The sequence below is a fragment of the Desulfuromonas carbonis genome (genome assembly GCF_054658035.1).
Genome location: NZ_BAAHXR010000001.1, coordinates 398,115 through 413,677, shown reverse-complemented (window position 1 = coordinate 413,677; position 15,563 = coordinate 398,115). Strand labels below are relative to the sequence as shown.

The following is a 15,563-nucleotide window of genomic DNA, read 5'->3' as shown; positions in this document are numbered from 1 at the left end:
GCGAAGTGCGGCGCGCGAAGGGGCCAGGGCAGAATCGATATTCATAACGGGTGCCGGGTTGGTGAACAGTTCGTTCCCGTCCCCCGGCTCCCGTCCCGAGGCCTCTTATGCTCTTGATGATCGACAACTACGACTCCTTTACCTACAACATCGTCCAGTACTTCCGGGAACTGGGCGCCGAGGTGGAGGTGCACCGCAACGACAAGATCACCGTCGAGGAGATCGCCCGCAGAAAGCCGCGGCGGCTGGTCGTCTCCCCCGGCCCCTGCTCCCCCTCGGAAGCGGGGATCTCGGTGGCGGCGATCCAGGCCTTCGCCGGCAAGTTGCCGATCCTCGGCGTCTGTCTCGGCCACCAGTCGATCGGCCAGGCCTTCGGCGGGCGGATCATCCGTGCCAGAAGCCTGATGCACGGCAAGACCAGCGCCATCTACCATGAACAGGAGGGGATCTTCCGGGGACTCTCCAACCCCTTCGAGGCGACCCGCTACCACTCCCTGGTGGTCGAACGGGAGAGCCTGCCGGCCTGCCTCAAGGTAACCGCCTGGACCAGGTATACCGAGATCATGGGCCTGGAACACCGCGAACTGCCGCTCTGGGGGGTGCAATTCCATCCCGAGTCGATCCTCACGGTGGAGGGGAAGCGGCTGCTGAAGAATTTTCTCGATTTGAGCTAGCACGGACCGGGACGGGAGTGCGTGGGACGTGGGAGTTGAGGGGCGCCAACGGGCCTTTCCCATCCCCTTCTCCTCCATTTATCAGCCTGGCTGAGGGAGTGCGTCATGATCAAGGCGGCGATTGCCAAGGTGGTTGAACGACAGGATTTGAGCGAAGCCGAGATGATCGGGGTCATGGACCAGGTCATGGGCGGCGCGGCGACGCCGGCGCAGATCGGCGCCTTCATCACTGCCCTGCGCATGAAGGGGGAGACAGTGGCCGAGATCACCGGCGCCGCCCGGGTGATGCGCGACCGGGCGACGCCGATCCGGGTCGGCCGCAATGTCCTCGACCTCGACCGTGACGAAATCAACATCGACCAGGAGACGATCCTCGATGTCGTCGGCACCGGCGGCGACGGCACCAACACCTTCAACATCTCGACCAGCGTCTCCTTCGTCGTCTCTGCCTGCGGGGTCAAGGTCGCCAAGCACGGCAACCGCTCGGTCTCGTCGAGTTGCGGTAGCGCCGATGTCCTTGAAGCGCTGGGGGTCAACCTCGACGTCTCCCCGGCGGTGGTCGAGGCCTGTATCGACAAGATCGGTCTCGGTTTCCTCTTCGCCCCGGCCCTGCACGGGGCGATGAAGTACGCCATCGGCCCGCGCAAGGAGATCGGTATCCGCACCATCTTCAACATTCTCGGCCCGCTGACCAACCCGGCCAAGGCCGACTGCCAGGTGATGGGGGTCTACCGCGAAGAGCTGGTGCAGCCGCTGGCGCAGGTGCTGCACAATCTCGGCTGCCGGCGCGGCTTCGTCGTCCACGGTCTCGATGGCATGGACGAGATCACCCTGACCGCCCCGACGGCGATCGCCACCGTTACCGCCGAGGGGGTCAGCCTCGGCAGGATCGAGCCGGAGACCTTCGGTTTCAAGCGCTGTTCGATGAACGACCTGCGCGGTGGTGACGCAAAAGGGAACGCCCTGATCGTGCGCGGCGTTCTCGCCGGCGAAGGGGGGCCGAAGCGCGACGTGGTGCTGCTCAACGCCGCCTTTGCCCTGGTCGCCGCCGGCAAGGTCGCGACGCCGGCGGAAGGCCTGAAACTGGCGGCCGAGGCGATCGATTCCGGTCGGGCGCTGGCGCAGGTCGAAAAATTGGCAGCACTGACCAATGAGGTCTGAACGGCATTTCTCACGGGACGGCGCAGCGTCGCCTGAGGCTGGTTTTGACCCTCTCTTCCCACGGATAATTGATGACCGCCAGTACCCCTGACATCCTGCAGCAGATCGTCGCCCACAAGCGCGAAGAGGTCGCCGCCGCCAAGGCGAAGTTTCCCATCGAGCGGTTGCGCCAGCGGCTCGAACTGGTCGAGGATACCCCCCGCGGTTTCGCCCGGGCGCTGCGGACGATGGCCGAATCGGGGGGGACGGCGCTGATCGCCGAAGTCAAGAAGGGCTCCCCCTCGAAGGGGGTGATCCGTGCCGACTTCGATCCGCTGGAAATCGCCGAGACCTACCAGGCCCACGGCGCCACCTGCCTCTCGGTCCTCACCGACGAGAAGTTCTTCCTCGGCCATCTGAACTATCTCGGGCTGATCCGCGAGGCGGTCGGCCTGCCGCTGCTGCGCAAGGACTTCATCTGCGACCCCTACCAGATCGTTGAGGCGCGCGCCTACGGCGCCGACGCGGTGCTGCTGATCGCAGCGCTGCTCGATCTGCAGCAGCTGCGTGATTTCGCCGCCCTGGCCGCCGAGCTGAAGCTCGATGTGCTGCTCGAGGTTCACGACGAGGCGGAGTTGGAGCGGGCGCTGCAGACCGACTGCGAGCTGATCGGCATCAACAACCGCTCGCTGCGCAGCTTCGTCACCGACCTCGCCACCACCGAGCGTCTGGCGCAACGGGTGCCGCCGGAGCGGCTGATCGTCGCCGAGAGCGGCATCCACAGTCGTGCCGATGTCGAGCGCCTGCTGGCGGCCGGCGCCGGCGCCTTCCTGGTCGGCGAAAGCCTGATGCGGGAAGCGGATATCGGCAGCAAATTGGACGAACTGCTGGGAGGATAGACCTCAATTTTGAATTTTGAATTTTGAATTTTGAATGAAAAAACATCAGAAAAATTCAAAATTTATAATTCGCAATTCAAAATTCCTGACGGAAAGGAAGAGATTATGCGCACCAAGATCCTGCTCCCCGAAGACCGCATTCCGAAGCAGTGGTACAACATCATCCCCGACATGCCGGGTCCGCTGGCGCCAGTCATCCACCCCGGGACGATGCAACCGGTCTCACCCGATGACCTGCTGCCGCTCTTCCCGATGGGGCTGATCGAGCAGGAGGTCTCCCAGCAGCGCTGGATCGAGATCCCCGAGGAGGTGCGGGAGATCTATCGCCTCTGGCGGCCGTCCCCCCTCTTTCGCGCCCATCGCCTGGAGAAGGCCCTCGGCACCCCGGCGAAAATCTACTACAAGTACGAAGGGGTCTCTCCGGCTGGCAGTCACAAGCCGAACACGGCGATTCCGCAGGCCTACTACAATAAAATCGGCGGCACCAAGCGGATTGCCAGCGAGACCGGCGCCGGCCAGTGGGGGTCGTCGATTGCCCTCGCCTGCCAGATGTTCGGCCTCGAGTGTACCGTCTACATGGTCAAGGTCTCCTACAACCAGAAGCCGTACCGCAAGAGCATGATGCAGCTCTGGGGCGCCAACGTCATCCCTTCGCCGTCGAACCAGACGGGCGCCGGCCGCTCGATCCTGGCCGAGCATCCCGACAGCAACGGCTCCCTCGGGATTGCCATCAGCGAGGCGGTGGAGGATGCCGCCACCCGTGACGACACCCGCTACGCGCTGGGGAGCGTCCTCAACCATGTCTGCCTGCACCAGACGGTGATCGGCATTGAGGCGAAGGAGCAGCTCGCCCTGGTCGGCGATTACCCGGACGTCGTCATCGGCTGCCATGGCGGCGGTTCCAACTTCGCCGGTATCGGCTTCCCCTTCGTCGCCGACAAGGCGAACGGCAAGCAGGTGCGCGTCGTCGCTCTCGAGCCGGCGAGCTGCCCGACCCTGTCGCGCGGCGTCTACGCCTTCGACTTCGGCGACACGGCGAAGATGGCGCCGGTGGCGAAGATGTACACCCTTGGCCACGACTTCATGCCGCCGGGGATCCACGCCGGCGGCCTGCGCTACCACGGCGCTTCGCCCCTCGTCTCGCAGCTGGTGCACGCCGGCGTCGTCGAGGCGAAGGCGGTGCATCAGCTCGCCTGTTTCGAGGCGGCAGTCCTCTTCTCGCGCAGCGAGGGGATCATCCCCGCTCCCGAATCGAGCCACGCCATCCGCGGTGCCGTCGACGAGGCACTGCAGGCCAAGGAAGAGGGGAAGGAGCGGACCATCCTTTTCAACCTCTCCGGGCACGGCCACGTCGATATGGCCGCCTATGATGACTTTTTTGCCGGCAAGCTCACCGATTACGAGTACCCGGAAGAAGCGATCAAGGAATCGTTGGCCCACCTGCCCAAGGTGGAAGCTTAGGGGGATGGGGAACGCGGGACGCGGGACGGGGAAGACCTTGGCCTTGCCCGTTCGCGTCCCCCGCTCCACGTCCCAGGTTTTTTATGATTAAAGTCAAAATCTGCGGCATCACCAGCCTGGAAGACGCCCTGCATGCCTGTGCCTGCGGGGTTGATGCGCTCGGTTTCGTCTTTTACGAGGAGAGCCCGCGCTGCATCGACCCGGGAAGCGCCGCGAAAATCATCCGGCAGCTGCCGCCCTTTGTCACCACGGTCGGCCTCTTCGTCAATGCCGACCCGGAACAGGTCGAAGAGGTTGCCGATTTTTGCGGTCTCGATGTGATCCAGCTGCATGGCGACGAGGGGCCGGACGATTGTGATTTTACCCCCCGTCGAACGATCAAGGCGCTGCGGGTCAAGGATGCGGCGAGCCTCGCCCGACATGACGACTACGCGGTTGCGGCGCTGATGCTCGATTCCTGGGTCAAGGGAAGCTACGGCGGGACCGGTCACCTCTTCAACTGGGAGCTGGCGGCCGCGGTCGCCCGCCAGCGGCCGGTGATCCTCGCCGGCGGACTCACCCCGGAGAACGTCGCCGATGCGATCCGCGCCGTGCGCCCCTATGCGGTCGATGTCTCGAGCGGCGTCGAGGCGGCGCCGGGGCGCAAGGACCCGGCGAAGGTCGCGGCCTTTATCGATGCGGCACGTAGGTTGGGTTGAATACTATGAAACCCAACATGCCGGTGGTATAAAGGAAATTTTGTTGGGTTTCGCTTTGCTCTACCCAACCTGCACTCTACCCCTTCGAGGTTGTCTAGGATGTACAACTTTCCCGATGATAAAGGCCATTTCGGCGAGTTCGGTGGCCGCTACGTCGCCGAGACGCTGATGCCGGCGCTGCTCGAACTCGAAGCGGCCTACCGCGAGGCGCAGGCCGATCCGGCCTTCCACGAGGAACTGGCCTACTGGCTGAAGGATTTCGTCGGCCGGCCGAGCCCCCTCTATTTCGCCCGGCGCCTCACCGAGCACTGCGGCGGGGCGAAGATCTACCTCAAGCGCGAGGACCTCAACCATACCGGCGCCCACAAGGTCAACAACACCGTCGGCCAGATTCTGCTGGCGCGGCGCATGGGGAAGAAGAAGGTGATCGCCGAGACCGGCGCCGGCCAGCATGGCGTGGCGACCGCGACCGTGGCGGCGCTCTTCGGCATGGAGTGCCAGGTTTTCATGGGGACCGAGGATATCCGGCGCCAGTCCCTCAACGTCTTTCGCATGAAGCTGCTCGGGGCGAAGGTCCACGGCGTCACCAGTGGCACGGCGACCCTCAAGGACGCCATGAACGACGCCCTGCGCCACTGGGTGACCCATGTCCGCGATACCTTCTACGTCATCGGCACCGTCGCCGGTCCGCATCCCTACCCGGAGCTGGTGCGTGACTTCCAGGCGGTGATCGGCAAGGAGACCAGGGAACAGATTCTGGAGCAGGAAGGACGCCTCCCCGACGCGGCGGTGGCCTGCATCGGCGGCGGCAGCAACGCCATGGGGCTCTTCTATCCCTTTGTCGGCGACAGCTCGGTGCGCCTGATCGGCGTCGAGGCCGCCGGCCTCGGCATCGATTCGGGCAAACATGCCGCCTCGATCGGCGCCGGCTCGGTGGGGGTGCTGCACGGCAACAAGACCTTCCTGCTGCAGAATGACGACGGCCAGATCGAGCACGCCCATTCGATCTCCGCCGGGCTCGATTACCCCGGGGTCGGTCCCGAGCACGCCCATCTCAAGAGCCTGGGGCGGGCCGAATATGTTTCGATCACCGATCAGGAGGCCCTCAATGGGTTCCAGCTGCTGACGCGGCTGGAGGGGATTATCCCCGCCCTGGAGAGTGCCCATGCCATTGCCCATCTCCTCAAGCTCGCACCGACCATGAGCCGGGAGCAGTCGATCGTCGTCTGTCTCTCCGGGCGCGGCGACAAGGATATTCATACCGTGGCCGAAGCCATGGGCGTCGAATTGTAAATTCCGGGACGAGGAACGCCGGACGAGGAACGCGGACAACCCGCCTGTTCCCGTCCCGCATCCCCGCGTCCCGCATTCCTGGAGTATTCATGAAATTCACCGAACTGAATCTGCCCGCCGAGGTCCTGAAGGGAGTCGCGGCGGTCGGCTTCACCGAGCTTACCCCGGTCCAGGAGGAGTCGATCCCCCTCGCTCTCGCCGGCAAGGATGTCGCCGCCCAGGCGCAGACGGGGACCGGCAAGACCGCGGCCTTTTTGATCTCCCTCTTTACCCGCCTGCTGCGCAGTGACCGGGGTAGCGGCCGCGACCCCCGGGCGCTGGTGCTCGCCCCGACCCGGGAACTGGTGATGCAGATCTGCGAGGACGCCAAGGGGCTCGGGGTCGGCTGCCCCTTCCGCGTCGAGGCGATCTTTGGCGGGGTCGATTACGACAAGCAGCGCCAGGCGCTCAAGGACGGCGTCGACATCATCGTCGCGACCCCGGGCCGGCTGATCGACTACGCCAAGCAGCGGGTCTTCTCCTTCAACAGCATCGAGGCGGTGGTCATCGACGAGGCCGACCGCATGTTCGACATGGGGTTCATCAAGGACCTGCGTTATATCCTGCGCAAGCTCCCCCCTTTTGAAGAGCGGCAGACGATGCTCTTTTCGGCGACCCTCTCGCCGCGGGTGATGGAGCTCGCCTACGAGTTCATGGACCTGGCCGAGAAGGTGCGGATCGAGCCGGAGAAGATCACCGCCGACCGGGTCGAACAGGTTCTCTACCACGTTGGCCGGCGCGAGAAGTTCCCGCTCCTGCTCGGCCTGCTCCGCAAAGAGCCGCAACCGCAGCGAATCCTCCTCTTCGTCAACACCAAGCGCGAGGGGGAGCATCTCGCCGAGCGCCTCAAGGCGAACGATTTCAAGGCCGCGGTGATTTCCGGCGACATCCCGCAGCGCAAGCGGATGCGCATCCTCGAGGATTTCAAGGAGAGCCGGCTCAACTTCCTCGTTGCCACCGATGTCGCTTCCCGGGGGATTCATGTCGATGACGTGACCCATGTCGTCAATTATGACCTGCCCCAGGATGCCGACGACTACGTCCACCGTATCGGCCGTACCGCCCGGGCCGGTGCCGCTGGCAAGGCGATCAGCTTTGCCGACGAGGATCTCGTCTTCCACCTCCCCGACATCGAGGAGTATATCGGCCGCAAGATCCCGAGCACCTTTCCGGAGGAGGAGGACTTCGTCCGGGATTACAAGCGGAGCGCGCCGACCCATCGCAAGGCGCCGGTGCCGGAAAAGCAGGCCGGTCATGGTCACGGCGACAAGCGCCCGCGCCGGCGCGGACCGAAACGCCGTGGCGGCAAGGGCCCGAATTGAGGTTGACCGGAGGAGTTATCCGATGTTGAAAAAACTGACAGTCGTCCTGGTTTTGCTCGCCCTCGCCGGCGGCGGGTTCCTGGTCTTTTCCCGGGACAGCCGTCTCGATGTGACGAGCAGTCGCGAGGTTGCCTTCCCGCCCGCCAAGGTCTGGCGGGAAGTGGCCGAGGTCTGGGCCTGGCCGCGCTGGTGGCCGGGCCTGGAAACGGCCGAAGTGAACGCCCAGCTACTCCCCGGCACCGAAATTCGACTGGGCCTGAAGGGGGATCCGGAGCGCTCCCTGGCACAGGTTGTCACCGTCCTCCCGGCGCGGGAACTCGCCTGGAGCCGGCCCGGGGTTCTCGGCAGCCGCACCGTGACGCGCTTCGAACTGCGGCCGACTGCTGCGGGGACCACCGTGGTTGTGACCAGTTCCATCCTCGGGCCGCAGGCGATCCTGGCCCGGGCGACCGGTCGGGAGGCCTTCAGCAGCTACCAGCAGCGCCTCCTCGACGCCCTGGCCGCCCAGCTGGAAAGTCGCGCCAATGCGGCTGGCGCGGCCGCGCCGCGGAGCTGATGCTCGGCGCCGACCTGCCGGGGCTGGCCACCTGTACCCGCTGCCCGCGGCTGGTCCAGTGCATGGCTCAACTCCCCCCGCGCAAGGGCCTCGACCGCGACGCCTACTGGAATCGCCCGGTCCCCGGCTTCGGCGATCCCGAGGCCCGCTTCTGCCTGGTCGGCCTTGCCCCGGGGGCCCACGGCGCTAATCGCACCGGCCGACCCTTCACCGGTGATGGCGCCGGTCTCTTCATGTACCCGCTCCTGCACCAGGCCGGTCTGGCGAGCCAGGGGGAGGCGATCGATCGTGACGACGGGCTTGCCCTGCACGATCTCTACCTCACCAACGCGGTAAAGTGTCTGCCGCCCGGTAATCTGCCGCGACCGGAAGAGTTCGCCAGCTGCCGCCCCTTTCTCGCCGAAGAGCTGGCCAGCCTGCCGCAGCTGCAGGTGATCATCGCCCTCGGCCAAGGCGCCTGGATGACGCTGCTGCGCCATTTCCAGGCGGCCGGGACGGTCGGTCGACTGGCGGACCACCCCTTCGCGCACGGTGCCCGGTGCCGGCTCTCTGGCGGCTTGTGGCTGCTGGCGAGTTACCATACCAGCCGCTACAATGTCCAGACCGGGCGGATGCACGCCGCGATGTTCCTGGAATTGCTGGACCTCGCCCGCCGGCTGGCGGATGGAGAAAACGGTTGAAAAGGGGAGGGGCTTCGACTAGACTGACCCAATTTGAATTTGGAGCAGAGGTCTGACCATGGGGCGTATTGAAGCGACTTTCGCCCGCCTGCGGGCGGCCGGCGAGACCGCGCTGATTCCATTTATCACCGCCGGCGATCCGAGCCTGGCGATCAGTGAAACTCTGATCCATGCTATGGTCGAGGCGGGAGCGGATATCATCGAGCTGGGCGTTCCCTTCTCCGACCCGATGGCAGACGGACCGACGATCCAGGCGGCTTCGGAGCGTGCCCTGGCCGCCGGGACGACCCTCTCCGGCGTACTGCAGATGGTTTCCCGGGTGCGCCAGCATACCAACGTGCCGATCGTGCTGATGGGGTATTTCAACCCGGTCTTTCGCTACGGCGCCGAGCGGTTTGCCCGTGATGCCGCGACTGCCGGGGTGGACGGCGTGCTGCTGGTCGATCTGCCGCCGGAGGAGTCGGCGGAAATCCATGACGCCTTGGCGGCGGCCGATCTGCGGCTGATCACCCTGCTCGCGCCGACCACGCCGCCGCAGCGCCTGGCCCGCCTCGCCGCGACCGGTGAAGGGTACCTCTATTACGTGTCGATGACCGGGGTCACCGGCAGCCAGGCGGTCGATGCCGCGGCGATCGCTGACGCCGTGGCTGCCCTGCGGGCCCAGAGCCCGGTGCCGGTGGCGGTTGGCTTCGGCATCACCACGGCCGCGGACGCCGCTGCCATCGGACGCTTTGCCGATGGTGTCGTGGTTGGGAGCGCGCTGGTGCGAATCATTGAGTCCTGCGGCGCCTCGGCGGAACTGTTGCCCGAGGTCCGGCGCTTCGTCTCCGGCCTCAAGGCCGGACTGGGGAACCCCCCGGCATGACCCTGCCTGGATCGACAGGCGACAGGATGCGGTCTTCTGCTGGATACGACCGGTGAGGTGGCATTGATGCATATTCGTGTTCTCGGCAGTTTCGGTTCCCGAATCCCGGGTATTCATACCAGCAGCCTGCTCCTCAACAAGACCCTGCTGGTCGACGCCGGCACCATCACCTCGGTCCTTGGCCAGGACGAGCAGATGGCGATCGAAGATGTCCTGCTGACCCACGCCCATCTCGACCATACCGTCGACCTCGCTTTTCTGGTCGACAACATCATGCCGATCCGGAAGAAGCCGCTGCGGGTCTGGGGACCGCAGCCGGTCCTGGCCGACCTGCATGAGCACCTCTTCAACAACGCGACCTGGCCGGACTTCACCCGTCTGCCGAGCCGGGAGGCGCCGATTCTCGAGCTATACCCCCTGCCGGAGACGGGGAGCTGTGAAATTGCCGGGCTGACGGTGCGCTGGGCCCGGACCGCCCATCCGGTTCACACCGTCGGCTACTGTCTGCAGGACGCCAACGCCGGCTTCCTCTATTCGGGGGATACCTCGGTAACCGAGGAGCTCTGGACTCTGGCCCGGGAGTGCCCGCAGCTGAAGCTGGCGTTCATCGAAACCTCCTTCCCCGACCGGCTTGCCGATCTGGCGCGGATCAGCGGGCACCTCACCCCGTCGATGCTGGCCGGCGAACTGGTCAAGCTTGGTCGACCGGAAGTTCCGGTCGGGATTTTCCATATGAAGCCCCAGTTTCTCGACGAACTGCGCACGGAACTGGCGGCACTGAATGACCCGCGCCTGCAAATCCTGTACGGCGACGAGGAATTCCAGCTCTGCTGAACACCAAGAGGTAAAAATATGGCCTGGTTCAAAAAATCGAAGGCGCCTTTGACGCCGGTGGAATTCAAGAAGGTGCAGATGCCCGAAGGGCTCTGGACCAAGTGCAAGAACTGTAATGAAATCATCTACAGCAAGGAGATCGAGCGCAATCTCAACGTCTGCCCGAAGTGCGACTACCATTTCCGGATCAGCGCCCGGGAGCGCATCGCCCTGATCCTGGATGACGACACCTTCGCCGAAATGGATGGCGCGATGGAGTCGGTCGATTTTCTCAACTTCAAGGATTCAAAGAAATACAAGGACCGGATCCGCGCCGCCGTCAAGAAGAGCGGCCCGGGAGATGCGATCCTCTGCGGTGAAGGGCTTCTCGAAGGGCTGCCGGTCGTCATCGGGGTCTTCGACTTCGGGTTCATGGGCGGCAGTATGGGCTCGGTGGTCGGTGAGAAGATCACCCGTGCCATCGAGCGCGGCCTGGAGAAGCAGGCCCCGGTGATCATCTTCTCCTCCTCCGGCGGGGCGCGCATGCAGGAGAGTATCCTCTCGCTGATGCAGATGGCCAAGACCAGCGCCGCGCTGGCCAAACTGAAGAAGGCCGGGATCCCCTTTGTCTCAGTTCTGACCGACCCGACCACCGGCGGGGTCACCGCCAGCTTCGCCATGCTCGGTGATATCAATATGGCCGAGCCGCGTGCGCTGATCGGTTTTGCCGGCCCGCGAGTCATTGAGCAGACGATCCGCCAGAAGCTCCCGGACGGTTTCCAGCGCTCCGAATATCTGCTCGAGCATGGCATGGTCGACATGATCGTGCGGCGCGCCGAGATGAAAGAGCGGCTGGCCCAGCTGCTGAAGATATTCACCCGGCAGTGATTCCTTCCGGCCGACCCCTGTCGACCGCCTCACCTGGCCCGCCGCGAGGATTTTCCGATTCCGCGGCGGGCGGAGTTTTCAGCCGCCCATGCCAAGCCCGCCTGCCGCGCCCGATTATGCCGCCAGTCTCGCCTACCTCTATGGCCTGCAGCGCTTCGGCATCAAGCTTGGCCTCGAGAATATCCGGGCGCTCCTCGATTGCCTCGGCCAGCCGCAGCAGAACTTTGCTTCTGTTCATGTCGCCGGCAGTAACGGCAAGGGCTCGGTCTGTGCGGCACTGGCGGAGATTTTCGACCGCGCCGGTATTGCCGCAGGGCTCTATACGTCGCCCCATCTCCAATCGTTTACCGAGCGGATTCGCGTTGCCGGCGTCCCGATTGCCGAGACGGAGGTCGCCAGCCTGACGGCCGAGATCCGCGACCGATCCGGTCCCGTCCCGGCGACATTCTTCGAATTCACCACCGCCGTGGCGCTCCTCTACTTTGCCCGGCGCCAGGTGGCCTGGGCAATCCTCGAGACCGGCATGGGGGGGCGCCTCGATGCCACCAACGTGGTGACGCCGCAGCTCTGCGTGATCACCTCCCTCTGTCGTGACCACGGCAGCCACCTCGGTAGCGATCTCGCCGCCATCGCCGCTGAGAAGGCCGGCATCATCAAGCCCGGGGTGCCGGTGGTCTGTGCGCCCCAGCCACCAGAGGCGCTGGCGGTGATCGAGGAGCGGGCTGCCGCCCTGGCAGCGCCCTGCTACCTGAGCGGTCGCGATTTTGACGTTCAGGGTCCGCTCCGTGCCAGCTCCTTCCGCGGGCTCGGCCTCGATCTGGAGGGGCTTGAATTCGGTCTTCCCGGCCGGCATCAGCAGCTCAACCTCGGTCTCGCCCTCGCCGCGGCGGCCCTGTTGCGCCACCAGGGGGTCCCCCTGCCGACGGCGGCTCTGCGTGCCGGCGTGGCAAAGGTGCGCTGGCCCGGGCGCCTGGAATGGTGGCAGGACCGGCGCGAGATTCTGCTGGACGGGGCCCACAACGAAGGTGGTGCCCGCGTCCTTGCCGATTATCTGGCCGACGAGAAACTCTCCGGGGTGCGCTGGGTGGTCGGTATCAAGGCCGACAAGGCGATGACCGAACTCCTCGCTCCCCTGCTGCCCTTTACCGCAGCTTTTTACTGTACCCGGCCGCCGGTCGATGCCGCGCACGATCCGCAGGCGATTGCCGCCGCGGTGCGCTCATCCGGCTCTGCGGTCGCGGTTTTCGAAGAGCCGGCCGCGGCCCTCGCTGCAGCCCTCGCCGACCGCCGTCCCGGAGAGACAGTGCTGGTCGCCGGTTCCCTCTTTCTGGTCGCCGCCGCCCGGGATTATCTGTTGACTCTCCAAAAGGATCCCGCGTGATTCGTTCTGCACTCACCCTCCTGCTCCTGCTCGGCCTGACGCTGGTCGCAGTGGTTGCCGACGCCCAGGAGGAACTCCTCCCCGTTGCGGGTGAGGAGGCGGTCTCCCTCGACGCCGGGTCATTGAGCTATGACAAGCCGACGGATACCTATCATGCCGGCGGTGGCGTGAGCCTGAAGCGCGGCACCCTGGAACTGCGTGCCGAGAGCATGGACTGGAACCGCAGCAGCGGCGAGGCCGAGGCGACGGGCGGAGTCTACTTCAAGGCTCCCGAAGGGGTCATGGAAGGAGACGCGCTGCGCTACAATCTGGAGACCGGGCGCGGTCTGCTCAGCAATGGTCGCGCCTTTGCCGCCGGCCAGAGTTTTCACATTGCCGGCCGCGAAATAGAGAAACTCGGGGTCCAGGAATACCGCGTCAGTGACGGTACCTTCACGACCTGTGAAGGAGAACGCCCCTCCTGGAAGTTCGGCGCCAAAGAGTTCCGCGTCACCCTGGGCGGCTATGCCCGCGCCAGCCACGTCCTCTTCTACATCAAGGACATCCCCGTCCTCTATATCCCCTATATCGTCTACCCGGCCAAAACCGACCGCGAGTCGGGCCTGCTGATGCCGCGCTACGGCTTTTCCAGCCGTCGCGGCACCCAGTTCTCTCTGGCCTGGTACCAGGTCCTGGCGCGCCACCTCGATGCCACCTTCGAAATCGACTACATGTCCAAGTTCGGCATCGGCAAGGGACTCGAATACCGCTATATCCTGGGCGAGGACAACCAGGGGACCTTCCACGGTTATCATGTCACCGAGGCGGGGCGCACCGACCGTTATTCCCTGACCGGCCAGCACCAGGGGAGCCTCCCCGCCGGGGTGCGTCTCGCGGCCGATGTCGATTTTGTCAGCAGTCGTGACTACTATGCCGATTTCGGCGAGTCCTACGAGATTTACACCCGGGACAAGGCCCAGACTGTGTTCTACCTCGCACGGAACTGGGAGAAGCTCAACCTTTCCGGCCAGTTTCGTTATACCAAGGATCTCGAACAGGAGAGCGAGGCGACCCTGCAGCGGCTGCCGGAACTGCGCCTGGCCGGGATTACCGAGCGCGTGGACGATTCACCGTTCTTCCTCCGCTTCGATCTTGAGGGGGACCACTTCTGGCGCCGCAAGGGGGAAAAGGGGGGGCGGGTCATGCTGCGCCCGGCACTTTCCACCGACCTCCTCTCCAACCCGCTCTTCGCCCTGGTGCCGGAAATCGGTTACCGCGAGCGACTCTACAGCACCAGTGCCGACGACTTCCAGCGTCAGGGACTCTTCGATTTCGGCGCCCGGGCTTCGAGCCAGCTCTCCCGCATCTACAGCATCGATGGTTCGAGCGTGAAACGATTGCGGCACAGCATCGAGCCGGAGATCGGCTATTCCTTTATCCCCAGTGTCGACCAGTCCAGCCTGCCGGAGTTCGACCTTCTCGACCGCATCGGCCCGGAGAGTCGCCTCAGTTATGGCCTCACCAACCGCTTTACGGCGCGGCTGGAGAGTGAGAGTGGCGAGCGCATCTACCATGAATTCCTCTACCTGCGCATCTCGCAAAGCTTCGATTTTCGCGAGTCGCGCCGCGAACTCGAATTCAGCGGCGACACCCGGCGCCCCTTTTCGCCCCTCCTCTTCGAAGCGGTAATCCGGCCGAGTCGCTGGAGCTACCTCGATCTCGATGCCAGCTACGACACCAATTCGGGTGAGAACCGGCTGGTGGACTACAACCTGCGCGGGTCATTGGCGGACAGCGCCGGCAACAGCCTTTACCTCGATTACCGCAACCGGCGCGGTGAACTCGAGTACCTCGCCGCCGTCCTGGAAACCGCCCTGCTCAACCCGGTCTACCTGCGCCTTGAGGATCGCTACGACTTTCTCACCGGCAAGGCCCTGGAGAGCCTGGTCGGACTCGAATACCGGGCCCGCTGCTGGAGCTTCTTCATCACCTACCGCGAGCGCCCAGATGACCAGGAGGTGCTGGTCTCCTTCTCCCTCGGCGGCATCGGGCGCGTTGCCGATCTTGGCGCCACCCGGTCGGCCGCGGCGAATGATTCGCAAAAATAGTCCGGGAAGGTCAGGGAACGGTTGACCCGCGCCTTCTCTTTGGTAAAATGGCTCCGATTTTGCTCGCATGTTTCGTATCCCCGGTCCCGGCAATCGATTGGCCAGGGAAAGGAGGGTTGGAGGGGGGTCGCCGGTCCGGGTGAGTGTGTCAACACCTAACCGCGAAAATGAGGGGGAAACATGTATCGACTTGTTGTTATTCTGTGGACCGTCCTGGTTCTGGCCGCTGCCATTCCGGCACTGGCTGCTGAAAATCACGGCACCACCGCCGCCCAGACCGTCGTCAACGTGAATACGGCGACGGCCGAACAGCTCCAGACCCTCCCCGGTATCGGCGGAGTGACGGCCGAGCGGATCGTTGCTTACCGCACCGAGAACGGTCCTTTTGCGACCGTCGAGGACCTGGTCAAGGTCAAGGGGGTCGGCAGCAAGGTGCTGGAAAAGGTCCGTGCTCAGATCGTATTGCGCTGAGCCTTCAACTCCAGCTGCTAAGTGCGCCCGCCGGCTTCCGGCGGGCGCATCTTTTTGGTGCGCCAGGCATGGCGCGTAGCGCCTTGACTGGCGCTGTCTGATTCACTGTGGTGGTGAATCAGTGACTTGGGGGTGCAAGTCCCCTGCGGACCCTGATGGCGGGAACCGCTAGCCGGACGGCAAGGGTGTCCATCGCGAGGTGGAATCTGAAGGAAGCCGCAGGCAAAATCCCGGTCCGACGAACAGAAACCGCATGAGGCAGTCTCATCCGGGCGAGAAGGCCAATATCTTCAAAG

The 15,563-nt window shown here is 64.6% G+C and carries 15 protein-coding genes; all 15 read left to right on the top strand.

Annotation, left to right across the window (positions count from 1 at the left end; all coding sequences use genetic code 11):
* Positions 1–107: 107 nt before the first annotated feature.
* The 15 genes from ACYQ8E_RS01905 to ACYQ8E_RS01835 all read left to right on the top strand — a co-directional run bounded on the left by ACYQ8E_RS01905 (position 108) and on the right by ACYQ8E_RS01835 (position 15,267).
* Positions 108–674 (top strand): anthranilate synthase component II, encoded by a 567-nt coding sequence (locus ACYQ8E_RS01905; protein ID WP_459859954.1) that lies wholly within the window; start codon positions 108–110, stop codon positions 672–674.
* 105 nt (positions 675–779) lie between these two features.
* Positions 780–1,835 (top strand): anthranilate phosphoribosyltransferase, encoded by a 1,056-nt coding sequence (gene trpD / locus ACYQ8E_RS01900; protein WP_459859952.1) that lies wholly within the window; start codon positions 780–782, stop codon positions 1,833–1,835.
* A gap of 71 nt (positions 1,836–1,906) precedes the next feature.
* Positions 1,907–2,713 carry an indole-3-glycerol phosphate synthase TrpC gene (trpC, locus tag ACYQ8E_RS01895; protein ID WP_066725615.1) on the top strand — a complete coding sequence of 269 codons (807 nt, stop codon included), beginning with the start codon at positions 1,907–1,909 and terminating at the stop codon, positions 2,711–2,713.
* Positions 2,714–2,818: 105 nt separating this feature from the next.
* Positions 2,819–4,174 (top strand): TrpB-like pyridoxal phosphate-dependent enzyme, encoded by a 1,356-nt coding sequence (locus ACYQ8E_RS01890; RefSeq protein WP_066725617.1) that lies wholly within the window; start codon positions 2,819–2,821, stop codon positions 4,172–4,174.
* 83 nt (positions 4,175–4,257) lie between these two features.
* Positions 4,258–4,872, top strand: a complete 615-nt coding sequence (locus ACYQ8E_RS01885; protein ID WP_066725621.1) for a phosphoribosylanthranilate isomerase — start codon at positions 4,258–4,260, stop codon at positions 4,870–4,872.
* Between the two features lie 99 nt (positions 4,873–4,971).
* Positions 4,972–6,165: a tryptophan synthase subunit beta gene (gene trpB / locus ACYQ8E_RS01880; protein WP_066725624.1), complete on the top strand. Its 1,194-nt coding sequence runs from the start codon at positions 4,972–4,974 to the stop codon at positions 6,163–6,165.
* Positions 6,166–6,254: 89 nt separating this feature from the next.
* Positions 6,255–7,526, top strand: a complete 1,272-nt coding sequence (locus ACYQ8E_RS01875; protein ID WP_066725629.1) for a DEAD/DEAH box helicase — start codon at positions 6,255–6,257, stop codon at positions 7,524–7,526.
* Between the two features lie 22 nt (positions 7,527–7,548).
* Complete coding sequence (locus tag ACYQ8E_RS01870; protein ID WP_066725632.1) at positions 7,549–8,082, top strand: SRPBCC family protein; 534 nt, start codon at positions 7,549–7,551, stop codon at positions 8,080–8,082.
* A complete protein-coding gene (locus ACYQ8E_RS01865) occupies positions 8,082–8,762 on the top strand; it encodes a uracil-DNA glycosylase (RefSeq protein WP_066725635.1) in 681 nt (226 codons plus the stop codon). The genes ACYQ8E_RS01870 and ACYQ8E_RS01865 overlap by 1 nt, the downstream gene beginning before the upstream one ends.
* 58 nt (positions 8,763–8,820) lie before the next feature.
* Entirely contained in the window at positions 8,821–9,627 is an 807-nt protein-coding gene (gene trpA, locus ACYQ8E_RS01860; protein WP_066725637.1) for a tryptophan synthase subunit alpha, read from the top strand.
* Positions 9,628–9,693: 66 nt separating this feature from the next.
* Entirely contained in the window at positions 9,694–10,461 is a 768-nt protein-coding gene (locus tag ACYQ8E_RS01855; RefSeq protein WP_066725639.1) for a 3',5'-cyclic-nucleotide phosphodiesterase, read from the top strand.
* A gap of 18 nt (positions 10,462–10,479) precedes the next feature.
* On the top strand, positions 10,480–11,328 hold the full coding sequence (gene accD, locus ACYQ8E_RS01850; RefSeq protein ID WP_066725646.1) for an acetyl-CoA carboxylase, carboxyltransferase subunit beta: 849 nt from the start codon (positions 10,480–10,482) through the stop codon (positions 11,326–11,328).
* Between the two features lie 88 nt (positions 11,329–11,416).
* Positions 11,417–12,709, top strand: coding sequence for a bifunctional folylpolyglutamate synthase/dihydrofolate synthase (locus ACYQ8E_RS01845; protein ID WP_066725648.1), 1,293 nt, complete (start codon positions 11,417–11,419; stop codon positions 12,707–12,709).
* Positions 12,706–14,796: an LPS-assembly protein LptD gene (locus ACYQ8E_RS01840; protein ID WP_066725651.1), complete on the top strand. Its 2,091-nt coding sequence runs from the start codon at positions 12,706–12,708 to the stop codon at positions 14,794–14,796. The genes ACYQ8E_RS01845 and ACYQ8E_RS01840 overlap by 4 nt, the downstream gene beginning before the upstream one ends.
* A 180-nt stretch (positions 14,797–14,976) precedes the next feature.
* Positions 14,977–15,267 (top strand): ComEA family DNA-binding protein, encoded by a 291-nt coding sequence (locus ACYQ8E_RS01835; protein WP_082820203.1) that lies wholly within the window; start codon positions 14,977–14,979, stop codon positions 15,265–15,267.
* The last annotated feature ends 296 nt before the right edge of the window (positions 15,268–15,563 follow it).